This is a genomic window from Nonomuraea sp. NPDC050153 (assembly GCF_044460125.1).
In the GTDB taxonomy this organism is placed as follows: domain Bacteria; phylum Actinomycetota; class Actinomycetes; order Streptosporangiales; family Streptosporangiaceae; genus Nonomuraea.
In genome coordinates, this window is the sequence record NZ_JBITJQ010000007.1 from 357117 (window position 1) to 378687 (window position 21571).

The 21571-nt window shown below is 72.5% G+C and carries 19 protein-coding genes and 2 riboswitches; of the genes, 5 read left to right on the forward strand and 14 right to left on the reverse strand.

What is annotated here, in order from left to right; all coding sequences use genetic code 11:
* Positions 1 to 18 precede the first annotated feature (18 nt).
* The gene (manA, locus tag ACIBQ1_RS20910) at positions 19 to 1176 is read right to left on the reverse strand and encodes a mannose-6-phosphate isomerase, class I (protein ID WP_397279651.1); all 1158 of its coding nucleotides are present in this window, start codon (positions 1174 to 1176) and stop codon (positions 19 to 21) included.
* 137 nt (positions 1177 to 1313) lie between these two features.
* Between manA and ACIBQ1_RS20915 the strand changes: the two genes are divergently transcribed.
* On the forward strand, positions 1314 to 1937 hold the full coding sequence (locus tag ACIBQ1_RS20915) for a TetR/AcrR family transcriptional regulator (RefSeq protein ID WP_397279653.1): 624 nt from the start codon (positions 1314 to 1316) through the stop codon (positions 1935 to 1937).
* Between the two features lie 18 nt (positions 1938 to 1955).
* Positions 1956 to 2855, forward strand: coding sequence for an ATP-binding cassette domain-containing protein (locus tag ACIBQ1_RS20920; RefSeq protein ID WP_397279655.1), 900 nt, complete (start codon positions 1956 to 1958; stop codon positions 2853 to 2855).
* Between the two features lie 60 nt (positions 2856 to 2915).
* Here the strand turns inward: ACIBQ1_RS20920 and ACIBQ1_RS20925 are convergent, their stop codons facing one another.
* The 13 genes from ACIBQ1_RS20925 to ACIBQ1_RS20985 all read right to left on the reverse strand — a co-directional run bounded on the left by ACIBQ1_RS20925 (position 2916) and on the right by ACIBQ1_RS20985 (position 17929).
* A complete protein-coding gene (locus ACIBQ1_RS20925; protein ID WP_397279657.1) occupies positions 2916 to 4223 on the reverse strand; it encodes a cytochrome P450 in 1308 nt (435 codons plus the stop codon).
* Positions 4224 to 4250: 27 nt separating this feature from the next.
* Entirely contained in the window at positions 4251 to 5339 is a 1089-nt protein-coding gene (locus ACIBQ1_RS20930; protein WP_397279659.1) for an NAD(P)/FAD-dependent oxidoreductase, read from the reverse strand.
* Positions 5336 to 6280 (reverse strand): hypothetical protein, encoded by a 945-nt coding sequence (locus tag ACIBQ1_RS20935; protein WP_397279660.1) that lies wholly within the window; start codon positions 6278 to 6280, stop codon positions 5336 to 5338. Before ACIBQ1_RS20935 ends, ACIBQ1_RS20930 begins: the two co-directional genes overlap by 4 nt.
* A gap of 123 nt (positions 6281 to 6403) precedes the next feature.
* Positions 6404 to 6628, reverse strand: coding sequence for an RICIN domain-containing protein (locus ACIBQ1_RS20940; protein WP_397279661.1), 225 nt, complete (start codon positions 6626 to 6628; stop codon positions 6404 to 6406).
* 200 nt (positions 6629 to 6828) lie between these two features.
* Positions 6829 to 8097, reverse strand: a complete 1269-nt coding sequence (locus ACIBQ1_RS20945) for an amidohydrolase (RefSeq protein ID WP_397279663.1) — start codon at positions 8095 to 8097, stop codon at positions 6829 to 6831.
* Positions 8094 to 10097, reverse strand: a complete 2004-nt coding sequence (locus ACIBQ1_RS20950) for a hydantoinase B/oxoprolinase family protein (RefSeq protein WP_397279665.1) — start codon at positions 10095 to 10097, stop codon at positions 8094 to 8096. Before ACIBQ1_RS20950 ends, ACIBQ1_RS20945 begins: the two co-directional genes overlap by 4 nt.
* Positions 10098 to 10099: 2 nt before the next feature.
* Complete coding sequence (locus ACIBQ1_RS20955) at positions 10100 to 12268, reverse strand: hydantoinase/oxoprolinase family protein (RefSeq protein ID WP_397279666.1); 2169 nt, start codon at positions 12266 to 12268, stop codon at positions 10100 to 10102.
* A 38-nt stretch (positions 12269 to 12306) separates the two neighbouring features.
* Positions 12307 to 13107 (reverse strand): ABC transporter permease, encoded by an 801-nt coding sequence (locus tag ACIBQ1_RS20960; protein WP_397279668.1) that lies wholly within the window; start codon positions 13105 to 13107, stop codon positions 12307 to 12309.
* On the reverse strand, positions 13100 to 13969 hold the full coding sequence (locus ACIBQ1_RS20965) for an ABC transporter permease (protein ID WP_397279669.1): 870 nt from the start codon (positions 13967 to 13969) through the stop codon (positions 13100 to 13102). The genes ACIBQ1_RS20960 and ACIBQ1_RS20965 overlap by 8 nt, the downstream gene beginning before the upstream one ends.
* Entirely contained in the window at positions 13966 to 15078 is a 1113-nt protein-coding gene (locus ACIBQ1_RS20970) for an ABC transporter ATP-binding protein (RefSeq protein WP_397279671.1), read from the reverse strand. Before ACIBQ1_RS20970 ends, ACIBQ1_RS20965 begins: the two co-directional genes overlap by 4 nt.
* A complete protein-coding gene (locus tag ACIBQ1_RS20975; RefSeq protein WP_397279673.1) occupies positions 15057 to 16172 on the reverse strand; it encodes a PotD/PotF family extracellular solute-binding protein in 1116 nt (371 codons plus the stop codon). Before ACIBQ1_RS20975 ends, ACIBQ1_RS20970 begins: the two co-directional genes overlap by 22 nt.
* A gap of 54 nt (positions 16173 to 16226) precedes the next feature.
* A riboswitch (SAM riboswitch) is annotated at positions 16227 to 16347 on the reverse strand.
* Positions 16348 to 16443: 96 nt separating this feature from the next.
* On the reverse strand, positions 16444 to 16914 hold the full coding sequence (locus ACIBQ1_RS20980; protein WP_397279674.1) for a MarR family winged helix-turn-helix transcriptional regulator: 471 nt from the start codon (positions 16912 to 16914) through the stop codon (positions 16444 to 16446).
* Positions 16915 to 17101: 187 nt separating this feature from the next.
* Positions 17102 to 17929: a class I SAM-dependent methyltransferase gene (locus ACIBQ1_RS20985; protein ID WP_397279676.1), complete on the reverse strand. Its 828-nt coding sequence runs from the start codon at positions 17927 to 17929 to the stop codon at positions 17102 to 17104.
* Positions 17930 to 18193: 264 nt separating this feature from the next.
* Between ACIBQ1_RS20985 and ACIBQ1_RS20990 the strand changes: the two genes are divergently transcribed.
* The 3 genes from ACIBQ1_RS20990 (at position 18194) to tenA (ending at position 21571) form a co-directional block, all read left to right on the forward strand.
* The gene (locus ACIBQ1_RS20990; protein ID WP_397279678.1) at positions 18194 to 18412 is read left to right on the forward strand and encodes a hypothetical protein; all 219 of its coding nucleotides are present in this window, start codon (positions 18194 to 18196) and stop codon (positions 18410 to 18412) included.
* A gap of 120 nt (positions 18413 to 18532) precedes the next feature.
* Positions 18533 to 20665 carry a hypothetical protein gene (locus tag ACIBQ1_RS20995; protein ID WP_397279679.1) on the forward strand — a complete coding sequence of 711 codons (2133 nt, stop codon included), beginning with the start codon at positions 18533 to 18535 and terminating at the stop codon, positions 20663 to 20665.
* Positions 20666 to 20800: 135 nt separating this feature from the next.
* A riboswitch (TPP riboswitch) is annotated at positions 20801 to 20896 on the forward strand.
* Positions 20888 to 21571: a thiaminase II gene (gene tenA, locus ACIBQ1_RS21000; RefSeq protein ID WP_397279681.1), complete on the forward strand. Its 684-nt coding sequence runs from the start codon at positions 20888 to 20890 to the stop codon at positions 21569 to 21571. (Overlaps the previous riboswitch by 9 nt.)

Below are 21571 nucleotides of genomic sequence, written 5' to 3' on the forward strand. Positions count from 1 at the left end.
CGAAGCGTCGTGGCGGATCTACTTTGTAAAGGCGCCCGGTGTGGCGCGGTACGCCGTGCCCTTGCCGGCAAGCGGCGTCGACGGGGCGGCTGCGGGGATGAACGCCGACTCGCCCGGCCGTAGCGTCAGGTCGGCCAGGCGGGCCTCCCCGTCGACGCAGACGACGATCTGGGGGAGGCCCGCGGGCAGCGTGTGCGGGGTCTCCAGGTCGTAGCGGGTGAGGGCGAACTCGGGGACCGGCGGCCGGTAGTGGTGCTCGCCGGGTACGTCCTGCTCCGGCCGGACCAGGTGCGGGCCGGCCGGCGTGAAGTCGACGACGCGCATGAGCTCGGGCACGTCGATGTGCTTGGTGGTGAGCCCGCAGCGCAGCACGTTGTCGGAGTTGGCCATGATCTCGACGCCGATGCCGCCGAGGTAGGCGTGGGGGATGCCGGCGCCGAGGTAGAGGGCCTGGCCGGGGGCCAGGTTGACGTGGTGGAGCAGGAGGGCGGCGGTGACGCCGGGGTCGCCGGGGCAGGCGCGGGCGAGGTCGCCGTAGACGGTCAGATCGGGGTCGTCCGACTCGCGAAGGGCCTGCTCGACCTGGGCGCGCAGCGGCTCGTGGGCGTCGTCGAGCATCTGGGCGAAGACCGTCCGCAGGTCGCCCGCCCTGAGCAGGTCGGTCCAGGGGCGCAGGTCCGGCAGGGCGAGGCGGTCGAGGAGGCCGGCGGTGGCGGCGGGGTCGCGGAAGCCGCACAGGCCGTGGAAGGGAGTGATCGCGCAGACCATCTCGGGTTTGTGCGAGGTGTCCTTGTAGGTGCGGGTGGGGTCGTCGAGGGGGATGCCGCGGGCGTCCTCGTCGGCGTATCCGGCCTGGGCCTGCTCGGTGGTGGGGTGGACCTGGAGGGAGAGCGGCCGTTCGATGGCCAGGACCTTGAGCAGGTAGGGGAGGGCGGGGCCGAAACGGGCGGCGGCGGGCTCGCCGAGGGTGCCCGCGGGGTCGTCGGCGATGAGCTCGTTGAGCGGGGTGCCGCCGACGGTGGAGGGGTCGCCGGGGTGGGCGCCCATCCAGAGCTCGGCCTGCGGCCGGCCGGTGGGTTCGGTGCCGAAGAGCTGCGGCAGGGCCGTCACCGAGCCCCAGTCGTAGGGGCGGATGGCGGTGGCCAGGCGCATGGGCGCCGGGTCGGGCTGTGGCACGGCGTTGTCTCCGATCGTCGTGCATGGAGCGTAGAACGAGAAGGGCCGATGCGCGTAGCCGGGGGTCGCGTTGCGGGCGGCTATACGTGGGTATAGTCTGCTTTTCAGATGAACAGTCGGCTGTACAAGGGAACGGGATGACGACCGCACCGGATCCGGAGGATCTCACGGCACGCGCGCGGATCAGGGACGCGGCGATGCAGCACATCGGCGAGCACGGCTTCGAGCGGGCGACGATTCGCGGCATCGCGGAGACGGCCGGCGTGTCCCTGGGCCTGGTGCGCCATCACTTCGGTTCGAAGCAGGCGCTGCGCGAGGCGTGCGACGAGCACCTGATGAAGACGATCCGCAGGCTGAGCGAGCAGGCCGCGGACGACCCGTACGGCACCGGGCTCAACCCGGCCGCCGTCATGGGTCCTTACCAGCCCTATCTGGCGCGGGCGCTGACGGAGGGGTGGGCGGCGCCGCTGTTCGACGAGATGGTCGACCTCGGCGAGGGGTGGATCGCCGAGGCGGACAAGAGCCGCCCCGATCCGCCCGACGTGGACGCCCGGTCCCGCTCGGCGATGATCGCGGCGATGGCGCTGTCGGCCACGGTGCTCCGTCAGCACGTCGAGCGCGGCATGGGTGTGGATCTGACCAGCCCGGAGGGGCAGGTCAAGCTGATGCGGGTGATCGTGGACATCTACTCTCACCCGCTGCTCAGCCTGGAAGAGGCCGCGGAGACCAGGAAGGCCCTCGATCGGGGCGCGACCGCGTGAATGTGGAGGAGTGGCACCATGACTGACGACGCCATCGCGGTGCAGGGGCTGGTGAAATCGTACGGGACGGTCAAGGCGCTGGACGGCCTCGATCTCACCGTGCGTGCGGGTGAGGTGCACGGGTTCCTGGGGCCCAACGGGGCGGGGAAGAGCACGACGATCCGGATCCTGCTGGGCATGGTGCGGGCCGACGGGGGCACGGCCCGGCTGCTGGGCGGTGACCCGTGGTCGGAGGCGACCGAGCTGCACGGGCGGCTGGCGTACGTGCCGGGTGACGTGACGCTGTGGCCGTATCTGTCGGGCGGCGAGGTGATCGACCTGCTGGGGCGGTTGCGCGGCGGGCTGGACGAGCGGCGCAAGGCGGACCTGCTGGAGCGGTTCGACCTGGATCCGCGCAAGAAGGCGCGTACGTACTCGAAGGGCAACCGGCAGAAGGTGGCGCTGATCGCCGCGCTGGCCTCCGAAGGGGAGCTGCTGATCCTCGACGAGCCCACCTCCGGCCTGGACCCGCTGATGGAGGCGGTGTTCCGGGAGTGCATAAGGGAGGAGCGGGAGCGGCGTACGGTGCTGCTGTCGAGCCACATCCTGGCCGAGGTCGAGGTGCTGTGCGACCGGCTGACGATCATCCGGGACGGCCGCACGGTCGAGACGGGCACGCTGGCGGAGCTGCGGCACCTGACCCGCACGTCGATCGAGGCCGAGCTGGCGGGGCCGCCGGACGGGCTGGCCGAGCTGCCCGGGGTGCACGACCTGCGGGCCGGTGACGGGCGGGTGCGCTTCAGCGTGGACGGCACGGCGCTGGACCCGGTGATGCGCCGGCTCGCTCAGGCGGGCGTGCGCAGCCTGGTGAGCCGGCCGCCGACGCTGGAGGAGATGTTCCTGCGCCACTACGACCGGCGCCCAGAGAGTGTGCGCTGAGCGTGTGCGCTGGGAGCGTCCGCTGACCCCGGGCGGGCAGGCCCGCCCGCCCGGGGCGCTTCAGCGGGCCCGCGGGCCGAGCAGGACGGGCATGCTGCGGGTGCTGTTGCCCAGCAGCGTGTCCAGCGGGGCCAGGTCCTCGGGCCGCGCGGCCGGCGCGATCTGCGGGAACGCCTCGAACAGCGCCTTCAGCGCGATCTCGGCCTCGATCCTGGCCAGCGGCGCGCCGAGGCAGAAGTGCGGCCCGTGCCCGAAGGCCAGGTGGGCGCTCGGCGGGTTGGCGATGTCGAAGCGGTGGGCGTTCTCGCCGTACTGGCCGGGGTCGCGTCCCGTGGCGGCGAAGCAGGCCAGTACGGGCTCGCCGGCCCGCAGGTGCACGCCGTCGATCTCGATGTCCTGTACGGCGTACCGCATGGGGAAGTAGGCGATCGGCGAGTCCCAGCGCAGCGTCTCCTCGACCGCCGAGCCGTAGTCGCATCGGCCGGTGCGCAGGAGTTCGAGCTGGTCCGGCCGGTTGAGCAGGGCGCCGATGGCGTTGGTGATGAGGTTGACGGTGGTCACGTGCCCGGCGATGAACAGCAGCTCGATGGTGGCGAACAGCTCGTCGGCCGACAGCCGGTCGCCGTCCTTCTCGCGCAGCCTGAACAGGTCGGTGATGAGGTCCTCGCCGGGCGTCTCCCGGCGCTCCTCGATGATCCGGTCGAGCAGCTCGTGCAGGGCCCGGCGTACCTCGGGCGAGTCGTCGAGGGTGTCGGAGACCTGGGCCACGGCGTCGGAGAGCTCGTGCAGCGCGTCCTGGTGCTCGGCCGGGATGCCGATCAGCTCGGAGATGACCTCGCGCGGCAGCGGGTAGGCGAACTCCTTGCGCAGGTCCACCGGCTGGTCGGGCGGCAGGTCGGCGAGCGCGTCGACGAGCCTCTGGGTGAGCGCCTCGATCTTGGGGCGCAGCTGCTGGAGGCGGCGCGCGGTGAACGCGCCGGCCACGGGGGTGCGCAGCCGCCGGTGGTCCTCGCCTTCGGCGTTGAGCATCGAGGTGTCGGTGACGATGCGGTCGATGGCGGTGCCCGCCGGGCAGGTGTCGCGGGTGGCCCAGTGGCGGATGTCCCTGGACAGGTTCGGATGGGTCAGGACCGTCAGCAGCGTGGCGTAACGGGTGGCGGCCCAGGCGGGCACGCCCTCGGCCGTGACGGGCACGAGCGGGCCGGCCTCGCGCAGCCGGTCGTTGTCGGCGTGCAGGCTCGGGGTGGCCGGGTCGAGGACGAACCGGGCATGCGGGCATCCTGGGCCGCTGTCCGGGGCGTGGCCTTCTGCGGCTTCCTCTTCCCGAGCTTCGAGAGTGTCCTGGTCGAGGCGGCTGTCTTGGCTCATGGGTCTCCCCGTCCATCTGTCGTTGGGTCATCCGGCGCGTCGCGGGCTCAGGGCCAGCGCGGTCACGTCGAAGCCGGGGTCCTGGTCGAGGTACAGGTCGCGGACCAGCTCTCCGGCGGCGGGCGCGTTGCACAGGCCGTGCCCGGAGAAGCCGGTCGCGTACAGGAAGGCCGGCGGGCCCGGGTGGTGGCCGATGAAGGCGGTCTTGTCGGGGCTGGCGTCGCGCAGGCCGGTGACGGCGGTGTGCAGCGCGACCCCGGCCAGGCTCGGGTACGTGGCGGCGAGGCGTTCGGCGACCTGGCGCCGCCAGGCCTGCCGGTCGGGTCCCGGGTAGCCCATGCCGATGAGCAGCCGGTCGCCGCGCAGCCGTACGAGCAGGCCGCTGGCGGCGTGCAGGGTGACCGGGATGTCGGGCGTGTCCGGCGGGAGCGGGTCGGTGGTGAGCAGTTCCTGCTCGATGGGCTCGGTGAGCGGCAGGTCCACGCCCGCCTCGCGGACGAGCGAGGCCGACCAGGCGCCGGCCGCGCACACGATGGCGTCGGCGTCGATCTCGCCGCCCATGGTCCGCACGCGTCCGGCCCGCGTGTCGATGGCGGTGACCGGGCAGCCGGTGCGCAGTGTCGCGCCCGCCTGCTCGGCCGCCCGCGCGTAGGCGGTGACGATGGCCGTGGTGTCGGAGATGTAGGCCTGCGGCGAGTACGCGGCGGCGCGCAGCGGGATGTCCCCGATGAGCGGGTTGCGCTCCCTGGCCTCCGCCGCGCTGATCAGGTTCACCTCGACGCCGGCGGCGTGCTGGGCGGGCAGGTCGGCCTCGAACGCGCTCACCTGGTCGGCCTCGGTGAACAGCACCAGGTAACCGACCTGCCGCAGCGGCAGGTCGATTCCGGGCCTGGTCGGGAAGGCGTGGTAGGCCGCGAGGCTGCGCACGGCCAGCGCCGAGCTGACCGGGTTGCCGGCGAAGTAGGAGCGGACCACGTCGGCGGTGGCGCGCGAGGCGCCGGAGCCGAGCGTGTCCCGCTCCAACAGCGTGGTGTCGACGCCGGCCTCGGCCAGGTGGTACGCGATCGACAGGCCGATCACGCCGCCGCCGACGACCACTACCCGCGGACTGCTCATGCGGGCGTCTCCTCGCGGCGCAGGTGCTCGCCCGCCTCCCATGGGAACAGGTGCAGGTTCCAGCCGCCGAGGCAGTTGCAGTAGAGGGCCATGTGGGCCATGACCGAGACGAAGTCCTCGTGGTCGTCGAGGCGGTCGAGCCCGTCCAGCAGCCGCTGGGTGAAGCCCCACAGGGTGTCGAGGCCGCAGTAGCCGAGGAACTCGGCGGGCGTGTGCGCGAGCTGGCGGGTCATCTGGCGCAGCCACGGCATCGGCATGCCGTCGAGGGCGGCGCGGACGAGGCCGCCGTAGCAGCTGTAGCCGAGCGGCCGGGTCTCGCCGTTGACGAACAGCAGCGTGGTCAGGACCGTCTCGTAGCTGCCGGCGCCGGACGGGATGCGGCCCGCGTGCAGGTCGAGCAGCTCGCGCGGCGGTTCGAGCCAGATGCGCTCGGTCTCGGCGTGCACGTCCTTGACGAGCTCGTTGAGCTGCGGGTCGCCGATGGGCAGCCGCGGCAGCTGGTGGCCGCTGGGCTCGCCCTCGCGGCGTACTTCGGCGATGACGGGTCGCTTGGTGGTGTAGACGGAGTGCCAGACGTCGCGTCCGGCCTGGATCAGGGCGTCGAGGTCTTCCGGGATGACCTGGCCGATCGGGGTGGCGGTCATGGGCTCGGTGAGCTCGCCGTACTTGATGCCGAGGTGCTGCAGGCGCGAGCAGAACAGGGTGCCGTCGGGCACGGTGCGCCGGTCCACGCGGTATTCCGCTGGTGTGTGCAGCAGCGAATGGACCGGTGCGACGTGGTAGAGGTGATATCCGGCGACCAGGGCGTGGCCCTGCAGGCTGCGGTACGGCAGGGCGTCCCACAGGCACTGGGCCAGGGCGCGGTTGCGCTGGTCGAGTTCGGCCTTCACGGTGATACCGAGGCTGGGCCAGGTGATTTCCACACGCTTCGATTCGTTCACAATACGTCACTCTAACGTCACGATTTGTGCCGAAAGAGGCGGGGTCGGGGTATTGACCGGCGCTTGACGTGCTCTTCTGTGGCTTGGGGCTTTCGTGCGCTGCCGCTGCTGAACGGCGCGGGCTCACTGCTGGGTGCGGGTGAACTGCCGGTTCTGGCCGCCGTTGCAGGGATACTGCTTGAACTGCACGTCGTCGGCCTGCGACGAGCTCGGCAGGTCGGCGCACTTGCCCGAGTGCCTGGCCACCAGCCGCAGGTAGCCGCCGGCGTCCTGCAGCGTCCACTGCTGGTTGGCGCCGCCGCCGCAGGCGTACTGGATGACGCGCAGGTCGGCGCGTGAAACTTTCAACGCGCAGGAACGGCGTCCCGGCGCCGGGCCAGCATCGCCATGCGCTCGCCGCCGAAGAAGGCCCGCGGGAGGCTGCCGCGGACCGCCGGCCCCGGCGCCCACTCTGCGCCATGAGGGGTCCTGGTCCGGCGGGACGGGCGAAGTGGCGTCCTCGGTAAATCAAGCCCCGTCACGGCGGCGTGCCGGGGCTCGGAGCATCGCTATCGATCCGTTACGGGTGGTAGCCAGGCCAGCGCGGCGGTGACCAGGGCCTCGACGCCCGTGGGGAGCGTGGGGAGGATCCGCGGGGCGAAGAAGGGCGAGTGGTTGCCCGGAACGTCCTCGCGCAGCCGGCCCTCCCGTTCGGCGCGGGCGTACAGCTCGGGGTCGGCGCCGCCGAGGCCCCAGAAGACCGACGGCGCGCCCGCCGCGGCGCCGAACAGTCCGAAGTCCTCGCTGCCCATCAGCGGCGCCATCTCCGGCACCCGCCCGGCGCCGAACCGGCCGGCGAACGCCGCGCGCACCCGGGCCGTGGCGTCGTCGTCGTTGACGGTCAGCGGGAAGGAGTTGAGCGTGCGGATCTCCGGCGGGCGGGGCGCGCCGGAGGCGGCCGCCTCGGCGTTGACCACGCGCTCGACCCCGGCCAGCAGGGTGCGGCGCACCTCGGGGGAGAACGAGCGCAGGTTGATCGTGATGGACGCCTCGTCGGGGATGATGTTCTCCTTGTGGCCCGCGTGGATCTGGGCCACCGTCAGCACCGCCCGCTCGAACGGGGACACCTCGCGCGAGACGACCGTCTGCAGCCGCATGACGGTCGAGGCGGCCAGGACCACCGGGTCGACGGTCCGCTCCGGCTGCGAGCCGTGCCCGCCCCGGCCGTACAGCCGGATCTCCATGCTGTCGGCGGCGGCCAGGATCTCGCCGGGGCTGAGGAGCAGCGTCCCGGCCGGGTTGGGGAAGACGTGCTGGCCGAGCACGACGTCGGGGGTGCCGATCCGGTCGAACAGCCCGTCCTGCAGCATGGCCCGCGCCCCGGCCGCGATCTCCTCGGCCGGCTGGAACAGCGCCACGAGCGTGCCCCGCCACCGGTCCCGGCCGGCCGCCAGCAGCCGCGCCGCGCCGCTCAGGCAGGTCACGTGCATGTCGTGGCCGCAGGCGTGCATGAGCGGCACCCCGTCGGGCGTGGTGTCGGTGCTCGCGTACGGCAGGCCCGTGGCCTCCAGCACCGGCAGCGCGTCCATGTCGGCGCGCAGCGCCACCGTCGGGCCCTCGCCGTTGCGCAGCACGCCCGTCACGCCGGTGCCGCCGAGGCCCGCGACGACCTCGAACCCGGCCGCGCGCAGCCGGTCGGCGGCGATGCCCGCCGTGCGTTTCTCCTCGAAGGCGGGCTCGGGGTGCCGGTGCAGGTCCCGGTACAGCTCGGCGAGCTCGTCGAGCGCCGGGCCCGTGAGCCCGGCCATGATCGCATCGATGACGTCCTGATCGCTCATACCGACATCCGTTCCAGTTGGGAGATCTCTTGGACGAGGGTACGGCGGGCCGCGTCGCGTTGCTCGGGGGTCGGGGGCGTCCTGGGGAAGTCGGCCGGCAGCCCGGCCAGGACCGCGGTGTAGAGGGCCGTCCTGCGCGGGGTGCGGGCCGGGCGGGGGAGCCGGAACAGGGCGGCCACCAGGCGGTCGACGGTGGCGGTGTCGAACACCGACTCCCACGCCCGCCGCTCCTCCCCGCTGCCGGCGGCGGGTCGGTCCTGGCGGTGTGCGCGGCGGGCGTTCGCCGTGGCCGGGGCGTCCACGGCCAGGCCGCCGTCCCGCTCCGCCAGCGCCACGCCGTACTCGCGCGCCGCCGCCTCGAAGGAGACCACGCCTCGCTCCACGTCCCGCAGGACCGCCTCCGGATCCCTGGTGTACGGGTCGCCGTAGCCGCCCGCACCCGAGGTCAGCAGCGTGACGACGTCGCCGGGCTCCAGCGGCAGCAGATCGATCTTGAAGTGCCTGCGCTCCCGAGGCGTGCCGGGATTGACGATCAGCTCGGTGGCCGCGCCGGGACCGCCGCCGAGCACGCCCCACGGGCGGAAGCACATCCGCTCCAGCCCCCGGGCCAGCAGCTTCGAGCCCTCCCCGCGCACCCGGAACGTCAGTTCCAGCCCGCATCCGCCGCGCCAGCGCCCGGCGCCTCCCGAGTCGGTACGCAGCCCGTACCTGAGGATCTCGACCCCGATCTCCGTCTCGACGGTCTCCACCGGGTTGTTGGACAGGTTGGAGATGCCGCTGTCGCGTCCGTCCACCCCGTCGGCGCCGTCGCGGGCCCCCGTACCGCCCACCATCGGCTCCAGGACCTGCACGTTCTGGCCGGCGCCGCGCTGCTCGGCGACGACCACGGGCACCACCAGCCCGCTGGAGGCCGCCGGCAGCACGTGCGGGGCGGCCAGCCCGAGCGCGCCGCCGATGGCGTCGTTGACGCGGTTGGCCGAGGCGTGCCGCACCCCCACGGCGGCCGGGTGCACGGGGTTGACCAGCGAGCCCTCGGGCGTGGTGACGGTGATCGGCGCGATGAGCCCCGCGTTGAGCGCGACGGCGGGGTCGAGGGTGCAGATGAGCGCGAGCACCCTGGTGGTGATCCAGGCGTGCGGCCGGCCCAGGGTCGCGATGTTGAACGCCGCGGCGACCTGCGGGTCCGTACCGGTGAAGTCGAGGTGCAAGTTGCCCGCGCGCAGCGTCGCGGTGACCGACAGGCGGACCGGGAGGTTGGAGACGGCGTCGTCGTCGAGGTAGTCGACGAAACGGTGGGTGCCGTCGCCGAGCGTGGCCAGGGCGGCGCGTGCCTTGCCCGCGGTGTACTCGACCAGGTCGCGCTGCGCGTCGAGCACGGCGGCCAGGCCGTGCTGGGCGACGACGCCGGCCAGCCGCTCCCGGCCGGTGCGCAGGGCCGCGCGCATGGCCCTGATGTCGCCCAGGTTCGCCTCGGGGGTGCGGCTGTTGGCCGTGATCAGCGCCTCGACGTCGCGGCTCGGCTCTCCGGCGCGCACCAGCTTGACCGGCGGGATCTGCAGGCCCTCCTGGAAGATCTCGTCGTTGACCGGCGACAGGCTGCTCGGCACCCGGCCGCCGATGTCCGAGCAGTGGATGAACGCCCAGCCGTACCCGACCAGCTCGCCCTCGTGGAAATACGGCTCGATGAGCTGGATGTCCGTCAGGTGGGTGGCCAGGCCGCCGGAGCGGTACGGGTCGTTGGTGATGATCACATCGCCGGGTTCCAGCGGGCCGGCGGCCCGCACGGCGGTCAGCACGTTCAGGCCGACGAAGCCGGAGACGCCGATGCCGCGCGGGTAGGCCACGAAGCCGCCGTCCAGGCCCGCGAAGGCGCAGCAGAAGTCGGCGGTCTCCTTGACGTACAGGGAGCGGCTGGTGCGCTGCAGGGTGAGGCACATCTCCTCGGTCATGGCGCTGAGCCGGTTGCCGACGATCTCCAGGGTCACGGGGTCCAGCCGCACGTTCAGGCCTTCCGACGGTGGTTCGGGGCGCCGGCGCCGTCCGGCCGGCGCAGGTGCAGGTTGCCGGCCTCGTCCACGTCCGCCGACCAGCCGGGCGGTACGACCACGGTGGTGTCGTCCTGCTCGACGATCGCCGGACCGTCGAACGCGTCTCCCACGCCCAGGGACTCGCGCAGGTGGACGTGGGCGTCGTGCCAGATGCCGGCCAGCAGCACCTGCCTGCCGCTCGCGGGACGGGGAGCGCCCGTGCCCGGGGGGACGGCGGCGGGCGGCAGCTCGGTCACCGGAGCGGCCACGCCGAGCCTGGCGGTGCCGAGCTCGATGGTCGCGTCCTGGTCGCGGAAGCCGTACAGGCGTTCGTGCTCGGCGTGGAACGCCTCGGAGACCGCCTCGACGTCGAGCCGGTCGGGGTCGAGGGCGACGCGGAGCTCGTACGCCTGGCCGGAGTACCGCAGGTCGGCCGCGAACGACAGCCGCCCCCCGGGCCGGCGCACCCCGGACGCCGCCGGTGGCGCTGCGGACCGGGGGGCGCCGTTCTGCTCGGCGAGCCACTCCCGGGCCTGGGCGGACAGCTCGGCGAGCACGCCCGCCAGGCGGGTGGCGCTCGCGGTCTCAAGGGGGCGGCGCAGGCTGCGGGCGAAGTCGCGGCGCAGGTCGGCGCCCGCGGCGCCCAGGGCGCAGAAGGTGGCGGCGGTCGGCGGGACCACGATGTGCGCGATCCCGACCTCCTCGGCGAGCATGGCGGCATGCGTGGGACCCGCGCCGCCGAACGGCACGAGCGCGAACCGCCGCGGGTCGAGCCCGCGCTGCGCCATGATCTTCTGAAGCTCGGTCGCCATCCCCGCCGTCGCCACCCGCAACGCCGACTCCGCCACCCGGTACGCGGCCACGTCGTCACTGCCGCCATCCGGCCCGGCCACGTCGCCGTTCGCGCGTTCCCGGTGCCCGTCCCCGGAGGCGAGGTGGGCGGCGATGCCCGACAGGGCCTTGAGCGAGGCGCCGGCGTCGAGCGGCATCCGGCCGCCGAGGAACGTGCGCGGGTCGATCAGCCCGGTCGCGAGGTAGCAGTCCGTCACGGTCGGCCGGTCGCCGCCCCTGCCGTACGCCGCCGGGCCGGGGTCGGCGCCCGCGCTGCCCGGCCCGACCTTGAGCACGCCCTGCCCGTCCACCCAGACGACCGACCCGCCCCCGGCGCCGATCGCGTGCACGGCCACGACCGGCACGATCAGGGGCAGCCCGCCCACCGTGGTGTGGGTGGCCAGCTCGGGCGACCCGTCCACGGACACGGCGATGTCGCTGCTGGTCCCGCCCATGTCGAACGTGACGATGGCCCCGGCGCCCAGCCGGGCGGCCGCGGCCACGCCGGCGGCCGGCCCCGACAGGACGGTCTCGACGGGCCGTTGCGCGGCGGAGCGCAGGCTCATCGAGCCGCCGTTGGACGCGCTGATGAAGATCGGCGCCGACACCCCGAGATCGCGCACCCGGCTCTCCAGACGGGCGAAGTAGTCGCGCATGAGCGGCTGGATGTAGGCGTTCATGCAGGCCACCAGGGCACGCTCGTATTCGCGTACCTCGGGCCACACGGTCGCCGAGGCCGTCACCGGCAACGCGGGCAGCCGCTCGCGCAGGCCCGCCGCGACGCCCTCCTCGAAGGCCGGGTCGGTGTAGCCGTGCAGGATCACGACCGCCGCCGCGTCGGCCCCGGTGGTCCGCAGGCGCGCGGCGACGCGGTCCAGCTCGGCGGCGTCCGGCTCGGTCACGCGCTCGCCGCGCGGGCCCAGGCGGGCTGGGATCTCGACGACGAGGTTCCGGGGGACGAGGGGCTCCTCCTTGCCCGCGTACAGGTCGAAGGAGGACGGCATGCGGCTGCGGCCGATCTCCAGGATGTCGCGGTAGCCCTCGGTCACGACCAGGGCGATGCGCGCGCCGCGCCGCTGGATGACGGCGTTCAGGCCGATCGTGGTGCCGTGGACGAGGCCCGTGACCTCGTCGGGCCGCAGGTCCGCGCGGGCGAGGAGGGCCGCCAGCCCGTCCGCGACGGCCAGGGACGGGTCGGCCGGCGTGCTCGGCTCCTTGTGGTGCACCACAAGGCCGCGTTCCGGTACGGCGGCCAAGAGGTCGGTGAACGTTCCCCCGACGTCGATGCCGATCCGCGCGCCTGCCGCGGTCACCGTACCCGTGCTTGTCACAGGGCTTGTCACAGGGTTCGTCACAGGGCCTCCGAGATGCGAGCGAATCGGTCCGCGACCACCATCACCACCACGCTGGCCGCCATGAGCAGCGTGGACACCGCGGCCATCGACGGGTCGAGCTGGTACTGCACGGCCGAGAAGATGCGCAGCGGCACCGTCGTGGTGTTGGCGCCCGCCACCAGGGCCGTGACGGCGACCTCGCCCAGCGACGTGACCGCGGCGAGGATCGCGCCGGCGAGGATGCCGGGCCGCAGCAGCGGCAGCGTCACCGTGAGGAACACCCGGACCCGCCCCGCGCCCAGGCTCAGGGCGGCCCGCTCCAGCGCCGGGTCGAGCTGCGCCGCGCTCACCATGACCGCCCGCACCACGAACGGCAGCGCCACCAGCGAATGCGCCAGCCACAGCCCGGTCACCGAATTGATGAGCCCGACGCCGTGGAAGTAGTAGAGCAGGCCGAGCGAGACGATGATCTCCGGGACCATCAGCGGGGACAGCGCGAATCCCCGCAGCAGCCGCCGCCCGGGGAACGACCCCTGCGTCAGCCCGTACGCCGCCAGGGTCCCGATGACCACGGTCGTCGGGACCACCAGGAGCACCAGCAGGCCGCTCAGCCGGAACGAGACCTGCCAGTCGGGCGAGCCGAGCACCTCGGCGTACCAGCGCAGCGACAGCCCCGACGGCGGGAACGCCATCGAGCCCGCCCGGTTGAACGAGCTCACCACCAGCACGACCAGCGGCGCGATCAGGAACAGGAACACCAGCGCCGCCAGGCCCGCGGCCACCAGCCGCACGATCCTGTCGTAGCCCCGCTCACCCATGAAGGCGCCTCTCCCAGATCCGGAACACGCTCGCCAGCAGCCCCGTGGACACGACGGTCAGCGCGAGCAGCGCGAAGCTCAGCGCCGCCGCCACCGGGTAGTCGAACACCGTCGTCACCTGGTCGTAGACCCGGATGCCGGTCAGCGGCTGGGTCACCCCGCCGACCAGGAGCGGCGTGATGTAGATGCCCATGGCCAGCGCGAAGACGATGAGGGCGCCGGTGACCGCGCCGGGCAGGCTGAGCGGGACCGTGACCCGCAGGAACGTCCTGATCGGCCCGGCCCCGAGCGTCTGCGAGGCCCGGTGCAGGTCGCGGTCCAGGCCGCCGAGCGCCGTCGTGAGCGGGATGATCGCGAACGGCAGCAGCACGTGCGTCACCGCGACCACGACGGCCGGGTAGCTGGTCAGCAGCTGGGCGGGCTGGTCCCGCAGCCCGGACGCGACGAGCGCCCGGTTGACGAGCCCGTTGCCGGACAGCAGCACGACCCAGCCGTAGGTGCGTACGACCACGCTGGTCAGCAGCGGCGAGATCACGATGACGAACAGCAGGGTCCGCGGCACGCCGGGGCGCCGCCGGGCCAGGAAGTACGCGGCCGGATACGCCAGCGCCACGCACAGCACCGCCACCAGGAGCGCGGTGGCCAGGGTCCGGAGCAGGGAGCCGTAGAAGTACGGGTCGGTGAACACCCGGGCGTACTGCTCGAAGGTGAATCCGGGCAGCGCCGCGTTGAAGGCGTCGACGGGGCTGAAGCTGAGCCGCAGCAGCCGTACGAGGGGGACCAGGAACAGGGCGGCCAGGAAGGCGACGAGCGGCAGGACGTATGGCAGGGCGTACGGCAGGCCCGCCCACCGGCGGGTCATCGCGCCTCCGTTTCCAGGAGGATGACGTCGGCGGGATCCCAGCTCGCGAACACGGACGTGCCCGCGCCGGGCGGGTCGCCGGCGCCCGCGCCGGTGTCGGCGACCTGGACGCTCAGGGTGCGCCCGCCGGCCAGCCGCACCTCCACGTGCCACGCGTCCCCGGCGAAAGCCCGATAGCCCACCGTCCCGGCCACCCCACCCGCGCCCGCATCGTCCGGGCCCGGGATGGTCAGGTGGATGCGTTCGGGGCGGACGGCGACGACGGCGCGGTCGCCCGGCCGCAGCGGCAGCGGGCCGCACCCGACGACGAGCCCGCCGGCGTCCAGCGCGCCCGAGGCGGTCACCGTGCCCTCCAGGACGTTCGCCGCGCCGATGAACTGCGCGACGAACCGGCTGGCCGGCCGCCGGTAGACCTCGTCAGGGGTGCCGAGCTGCTCGACCCGGCCGCCGTGCATGACGGCCACCCGGTCGGACAGCGCGAGCGCCTCCTCCTGATCGTGCGTGACGAAGACCATGGTGGTGCCGATGCGCCGCTGGAGGGCGCGCAGCTCCACCCGCATCTCCCTGCGCAGCTTGGCGTCCAGGTTGGACAGCGGCTCGTCCAGGAGCAGCACGGCGGGCCGGATGGCCAGGGCGCGGGCGAGGGCGACCCGCTGCTGCTGCCCGCCGGACAGCTGTCCGGGCCGCCGCCCGGCGTACCCCTCCAGGCCGACCAGGCTCAGCGCCTCCCGCACGCGCTCGTCCCGCGTGCGCCGGTCGAGCCGGCGGACGCGCAGCCCGTACGCCACGTTGGCGGCCACAGTCATGTGCGGGAAGAGCGCGTAGTTCTGGAACACCATGCCCAGGCCCCGCCGGTACGGGGGCCGCCCGGTCACGTCGGAGCCGTCGATCACGATCCGCCCGGCCGTGGGCCGGACGAAGCCCGCGACGCAGTTGAGCAGCGTCGTCTTGCCGCAGCCGCTGGGCCCGAGAATCGACAGGAACTCGCCCTTGCGGATCGACAGCCGGTCCACGTCGAGCACGCGCGCGCCGTCGTACCCGGCGGCGAGCCCGTCGATCTCGACGTGCCCGCCGCCTTCTTCCGCGGTCAGCCGAAGATCTGGTTCCACCGCTGCTGCCATTCGTTCAGCTTGGGGGTGGCGACCGCGTAGTCCACCCAGATGAACTTCTTGAAGACGTCGGGACCGTGCTTCACCTTCTGCTCGAACGGCTCGCTGTAGGAGATCGAGTCGTTGCCCGCGGCGTACCAGGTGCCCTCGGCGAACGGCTTCTGGTTCCGCGCGGCGGTCAGGTAGTCGAGGAACTTGTTCGCCAGGTCGCTCCGCTGCGTCCCGCCGGCGATGAAGTACGAGGTCAGCGCGCCCACGGGGCCGGACTTGGGGTAGGTGAAGCCGATCGGGGAGCCCGCCTGGGCCATGGCGAAGGCGCGGCCGTCCCAGAAGGGCATGATCCAGGCGTCGCCGTTCTCGATGACGGTGGCGGCGTTGCCCGCGTTGGCGGGGAAGGAGGACACGCAGCCCTTCAGCGTCGCGAGCTTGTCGAACGCCTTGTCCACGGCGGCCGGATCGGACAGCTTGCCGCCCTGGGAGGTGACCAGGGCGGAGAAGAACTCCAGGCCGGGGTTGTAGGTGAGCGGCGGCAGGGCGACGTGGCCGCAGTACTGCTTGTCGAAGATGTCCGCCCAGTCCGCGGGCGGCGTCTTGATCTTGTCGGTGCGGTAGAGGAGGCCGGTGGAGCCGGTGGTCAGCGGCACTCCGTACTGCTTGCCGTCGTACGCGGACTTGCCGGCGAGCACCGGGTCCAGCTCCTTGAAGTGCGCCAGCTTGTCGGTGGCCAGCGGCTGGAGCAGCCCGGCTGAGGCCGCGGGCAGCGACGCGTCCGGCGTGAAGGCGATGACGTCGAACGGTGGGTTCTTGCCGCCGGCCGCGCGCAGCTTGGTGAGCCATTCGGCGTTCGCGCCGTAGACGAGGTTCACCTTGGCGCCGGTGTCGCGTTCGAACGGCTCCACGAACGACTTCTTGAACAACTCTCCCCACGCTCCCGCGAACGCGGTCACCGTGAGCTCCTGCTTCGCTCCGCCCGAGGAGCCGCCGGTGCCGGAGGAACCGCCCGAGGAGCCGGCCGTGTCGACGCCGCCGCAGGCCGTGACCGCCAGCGCGAGCACCATGCCCAGTCCCGCGAGGCGAGTGAATCCGCCCTTCATCTTTCCCTTCCCATTTCGAGCAGCCGGCCAAGGGCGCATGGCAGCACGACTCGACATCCGCGCTTGCCGCCAGGAGCACCGTTCAGCTCGACGACCATGTCATCACCCGGGGCACCCCGCCGCGGTGGGAGGGTTGCCGTCCAGCAAGCCGGGGCTTCGCACTGGACTCGTGACATAAGCGACTATATCAGTAGGATTTACATAGATATGGCGCAGGGCGATGTTTAGTGGCCTTTGTCTCTTTTGTTCCGGTCTTCCTGGGGGTCGCGCGTCAGCGCGCGGTCGCGTCGGCGGGCTCCATGAAGACCACCGGGACCTGGTTGTCCTCGACCACGCGGCCCAGCAGCCGCCCGAGCGCGTCGCGCTCGCCGGGCTCCAGGCCCGAGGGGAGCTCGTCGATCCGCGCGCACGTCGCGGTGTAGAAGGCGTCGGCCAGCTCGGCGCCCCGCTCGGTGAGCGCCACGCGGACGGCGCGCCCGTCATGCGGGTCCGGCTCCCGCCGCACCAGGCCACGCTGGGCGCTGCGGTCGACCAGCTCGGTGAGGCTGGACTTGGCCAGGTGCAGGATCCCGCCCAGCTCCCGCATCCCGTACGGCTGCGCCATCAGCACGCACAGCAGCTGCCCCTGCTGCGCGGTGATCCCGTATTCGCGAGCCGACTCCGCGTAGACGGCGTTCACCAGGAAGGAGGCGCGCACCAGCCCGGCGACGACCCCCATGTGCCCATCCGCTGCCTTGGCCATGCCGCCGACCCTCTGATTGATTCGGAAAGCGAACGATCAGTCTAGCAATCCCGCGGCGCAGGGTGTCAGTCGTTGATCAGGGCGTTGATCAGGGCGTCGCCGAGGGCGATGCGCGCGTAGCATCCGATCATGGATCGGCCACCCCCGGCCAAGGCCGCATGACCAGCCGCCGGCGACCATCCTGGACTCACTCGGCGCGCCGTCCGACACGCAGGACGCTCAGATAACGGCGTGACGCCCGGTCGCCCATCCGCGTGCGGATGCGCTCGGCGACGGCGTCGAGCAGGGGCTCACGGACATCGCGGTCGAGCCTGCGATACAGCGACGTCGAACGAAGGTGATCGGCGAAGCCGTCCCCGTCGAACCATTGAACGGTCGGGTGCCAGCGCACGATCGTCGGGCCGAACAAGCCGCCGGGATCGTCGACCAGACCCCAGCCCACGTCGGTGGTGCGCACGTCGTCCTCCAGCGGCGGATGACCCCAACCAGGATTCCCGGGGCAGAAACGCTCGTGGAGATCGGCGGTCTCGGCGTACACCTCGGGCTCTCCCAGCCGGCGGACGACGACGTTGCCGAGCAGTGCCATCCAGCCTCCGGGACGGAGCACGTCGTGCGCCCGCCGCCAGCCGATCGACGGGTCGACCCAGTGCCACGAGGACGCGGCCACGAGGACGTCGAAGCGTCTGCCGCGGTCGTCCCACTCCTCAAACGTCGATCTCTCGACTGTGACGTTGCGGAAGCCGGCGAGCCGCCGGCGCGCGAGTGCGGCCATCTCCTCGCCCGGCTCGACCGCGGTCACCGAACATCCGAGCGCCGCCAGCGAGCGCGTCGCCTGACCGGTACCGCAGCCCACCTCCAGCACCGACGACCTTTCGTCCATCCCGGTGATGCCGCCAAGGTCCGCGAACAACTCGTCGGGGTATCCCGGCCGGACCCGGTCGTAGAGCTCCGGCACCTCGTTGAACACCCGACCGAGGTCACGTCGCTCCGGGCGCGTCTTCGGATCATCAGCCACGAGCGCAAAGGCTAGGAGACTCGTCCACGGGGACGCCACTGGTTAACGGCAACCGCCGACGTCACTGCGAGCAGCGGGCCACACGTCGATCACCCGGCCAACGATGCGAGCCGGGCCACGAGTCACCGGCAAAGGCGACCGCACCCGGCTCGGCGTCTGCCCAGCTTGAACTGATCGTGAACAGAATTGCTGAACACTTGTGTTCGGGGGCGCGCTTCCAGCATGATCATGATGTATCGCTTCCCGGATTTCAAGGAGGAACGGATGCGTCTACGTGCAGGGCTCCTGGTAGCCGGCATGGCCGCCGCGATCGTCAGCGTGCTCAGCGCCCCTGCTTCTGCTCAGGCGGCCGCCTGGACGAAAATCGGCGTGTACACCAGCAAGTACAACTGCGTCGACGCCGGCCAGATGTGGGTCCGCGAGGGTTGGAACGAGTACGAGTGCTCAGGGAGCGGCAGCTACTGGGAACTCTGGGTCCGGTAGTGCGGTGAACGGGACGCCGTCCTCGGCGGCGAGCTTCTCCAGGCGATCAAGGCGGACATGCCGGAGGGCCCACGGAAAACCCCCGGCGTTCGGGCGTGTCCCGGCTATATGGTGCCGTTCGTGGACACTCTGGAAAGCCTCGTCATCGCCCGCCGGCTGCGCGTCCCCATCGGCGCCGCCCCGGCCGGCTCCGCGTCCGGCTGGGGTGAGACCGCCGCCCGCCAGCTCGACGCGGCGCTGCTCAGCGTCGGCTTCACGTGCTCGGCCGCGCTGCTCGAGCGGCTGTCGGGGCTGCGCGGCGAGACCGTGGTCGACCTCGGCGTCCGCATTCTGGCCACTGTCCGCACCCTCGTGGGCGACCACGTCCAGCACAACGCGTACTTCCTGAACTTCCCCAAGAACGTGCCCGACACGCTGGAGTTCTGGGCCGGGCTGCTGCGCGAGGCGCTGCTCGACCCGGTGGCCGCCGCGCGCGTCGAGACCTCGACGCTCAACCTGCTCTCCCTGCCCGGCTACGGCCGCTACCAGCACACCTACGCCGACCTGCTGGCCGCGCACGACGAGCTGGTCCCGCTGGCCGGTGACCGGGTGACCGTGCTGGAGCTGGGCGGGAGCCTGGAGTCGGAGGCACGGGAGCTCTACTTCTCCCTGGCCGGCTCCGAGGTGCCCCTGGCCGCCGAGGACCTGGACGCGCTGCGGCTGCTGGCCGGGTTCTGCGCCGACGAGCCCGAGCGCATCCCCGTGCGCGAGAACCGCGCGATCGTCAACGAGGTCCGCCTCGCGGGCGGCCGGCCGCTGCTGGTCGACACGGTGACCGACGTGCTCCGGCTCGCCTGCGGCTGCTCCGGCGGCGACGTCACGCTGGCCGAGCCCACCAGGTTCCGTTCGTTCCGCCGCGCCGAGCGCCGCGCCCTGCTGGGGGCGCTGGACGCGGTCGCGTCCCCGGCCAAGCTCGGCGACGTGCCGCGCCACCGGGAGGAGTGGAAGCGCCTCGGCGAGCGGCTGCACCCCCACGAGTATCCGCAGTTCCCCAACGCCGCCGCCGTCTTCGAGACGGCCAGGGGCACGCGCCGGGCCGTGAGCCTGGACAGCCGGGTCGAGGCCGCCCTGTCGGAGGGCCGCACCGCCGAGGCGGTGAAGCTGCTGGAGAAGGCGCCCGGCGCGCTGCTGCGCCGCCTCGACCACCTGCTGCGGACCGGCGGGTCCGACAAGTCCGCGACGGACGCCAAGGACGTGCTGGACGCGGCGGAAAGAGCCGCCGCCGGCGCCTCCGGCCGCGTCCTGCTGTCGCTGCGCGAGCATCTGCAGAACCGGCTCGCCCCCGTCGCGGGCCGCGTCTTCACCAACCGGTACGGCAGAGCGTGGGCGACCCCCGACTCGCGTTCCCCGCTGGCGGAGCAGGCCCTGTCGCGGGCGCTGGCCATCCTGGACGAGGAGATCGCCCGCCGCCTCCCCGACCCCGGCGAGCTGATCGTCGATCCCGACGTGCTCGACGTCGCCCTGCCGCTGTCCGGCAAGGCCGTCGCGCCCGGCCTCGGCATGCTGCCCCGGGGCTCGGTCTCGGCGGTGGACGGCGAGCTGCTCAGGTTCTTCGTCCACTGGCGCGAGGCCGGGCAGCGCACCGACTACGACCTGTCCGCGCTCATGCTCGACGACTCCTACGACAACCCGACGCACATTTCCTGGACGAACTACACCAACGATTTCGCCGAGTACTCCGGTGACCTCACCGAGGCGCCCGAGGGCGCGTCCGAGTTCATCAACCTCCGGCTCGCCGCCGCGACCCAGCCGATCATCATCCCGCAGGTGCACATCTACGCCGGGGAGCGGTTCGACCAGGTCGCCGAGGCGTTCTTCGGATACATGATCAGGGACGCCGCGCAGGAGGGCAGGCCGTTCGAGCCGCGTACCGTGCGCATGAAGTCGGACCTGCGCGGCTCCGGCCAGATCGCCCTGCCGCTCGTCTTCCTGCGCGGCGGCGACGGCGGATGGCTGGTGAAGTGGCTGCACCTCTACCTGAAGGGGCACCCCGGCTTCAACCAGGTGGAGGGCAACCGCCTCACCGCCTCCCTGCTGGTGCGCTCCATCGTCGAACGCGACTACCTGCGCGTCCGCTACCTGGCCGACCTGCTGCGCGCGAAGAGCTCGCCGGCCGGGCACACCACCTACATCGGCCTGGAGGCGCCGGCCGACCTCCCGGAGGGGGCGCGCGTCTACACGCCCGGCACGCTGCACGAACTGATCCCCGCCTGATACGTTCGACTTCCGGTCGTGAGGCCATTCGGGGGCTTCCTTCTCCTGGTTCGAATCCAGGTAGGCCCCACGGGCCTACTGGCTGTCTAGCTTCCGAGCCTTCCTCACGACCGGGCCGTGCCTTCTGCTAGCGTTGGCCGCGACGCGGGGTGCCCGGGCTGCCGGGCTGAGATCACACCCGTCGAACCTGATCTAGTTCGCACTAGCGAAGGGACGTCATCGGTGACCTTCTGTGATGACCTCTGGACGCGCACGGCCACGCTGCTCAAGGCGATCCACGACCACCCGTTCAACACCGCGCTCGGCGACGGCACCCTCGACCGGGAGCGCTTCGCGTTCTACCTCGTCCAGGACGGGCGCTACCTGGTGGCCTACTCCAAGGTCCTCGCGACCGCCTCGGCCCGCGCCACCTCCCCGGCCGACGCCGCGTTCTTCGCGCAGAGCGCGCACACGGCGCTGGTCGTCGAGCGGGCCCTGCACACCGGCTACCTGGAGCAGTTCGGGCTGACGGCCGACGAGACTGCGGCCGTGGCCACCTCGCCGACCTGCCTGGCCTACTCCTCCTACCTCCAGGCCACGGCCCTGGCCGCCCCCTTGCCCGTGCTGGCCGCCGCCGTGCTGCCGTGCTTCTGGGTCTACCAGGACGTCGGCGCGGCGCTGCTCGAACGCACGGCGGGCGCGGCGGACCACCCGTACGGGACCTGGATCGGCACCTACTCCGACCCTTCCTTCGCCGCCTCGGTCGAGCAGGCCAAGGCCATCGCCGACCGGCTGGCCGCGACCGCCGACCCCGAGACGCGCCGGGCGATGGACGAGGCGTTCTGCCGGGCCACCGAGTACGAGTGGATGTTCTGGGACAGCGCCTGGCGCCTGGAGACCTGGCCGACCGGGCAATGGCTCTCCTAG

Excerpts from the sequence above, each read along its gene's own strand:
- ACIBQ1_RS20915 (WP_397279653.1), top strand. The coding sequence starts at position 1,314 with ATGACGACCGCACCGGATCCGGAGGATCTCACGGCACGCGCGCGGATC.
- ACIBQ1_RS20920 (WP_397279655.1), top strand. The coding sequence starts at position 1,956 with ATGACTGACGACGCCATCGCGGTGCAGGGGCTGGTGAAATCGTACGGG.
- ACIBQ1_RS20925 (WP_397279657.1), bottom strand. The coding sequence starts at position 4,223 with ATGAGCCAAGACAGCCGCCTCGACCAGGACACTCTCGAAGCTCGGGAA.
- ACIBQ1_RS20930 (WP_397279659.1), bottom strand. The coding sequence starts at position 5,339 with ATGAGCAGTCCGCGGGTAGTGGTCGTCGGCGGCGGCGTGATCGGCCTG.
- ACIBQ1_RS20945 (WP_397279663.1), bottom strand. The coding sequence starts at position 8,097 with ATGAGCGATCAGGACGTCATCGATGCGATCATGGCCGGGCTCACGGGC.
- ACIBQ1_RS20960 (WP_397279668.1), bottom strand. The coding sequence starts at position 13,107 with ATGGGTGAGCGGGGCTACGACAGGATCGTGCGGCTGGTGGCCGCGGGC.
- ACIBQ1_RS20965 (WP_397279669.1), bottom strand. The coding sequence starts at position 13,969 with ATGACCCGCCGGTGGGCGGGCCTGCCGTACGCCCTGCCATACGTCCTG.
- ACIBQ1_RS20975 (WP_397279673.1), bottom strand. The coding sequence starts at position 16,172 with ATGAAGGGCGGATTCACTCGCCTCGCGGGACTGGGCATGGTGCTCGCG.
- ACIBQ1_RS20980 (WP_397279674.1), bottom strand. The coding sequence starts at position 16,914 with ATGGCCAAGGCAGCGGATGGGCACATGGGGGTCGTCGCCGGGCTGGTG.
- ACIBQ1_RS20990 (WP_397279678.1), top strand. The coding sequence starts at position 18,194 with ATGCGTCTACGTGCAGGGCTCCTGGTAGCCGGCATGGCCGCCGCGATC.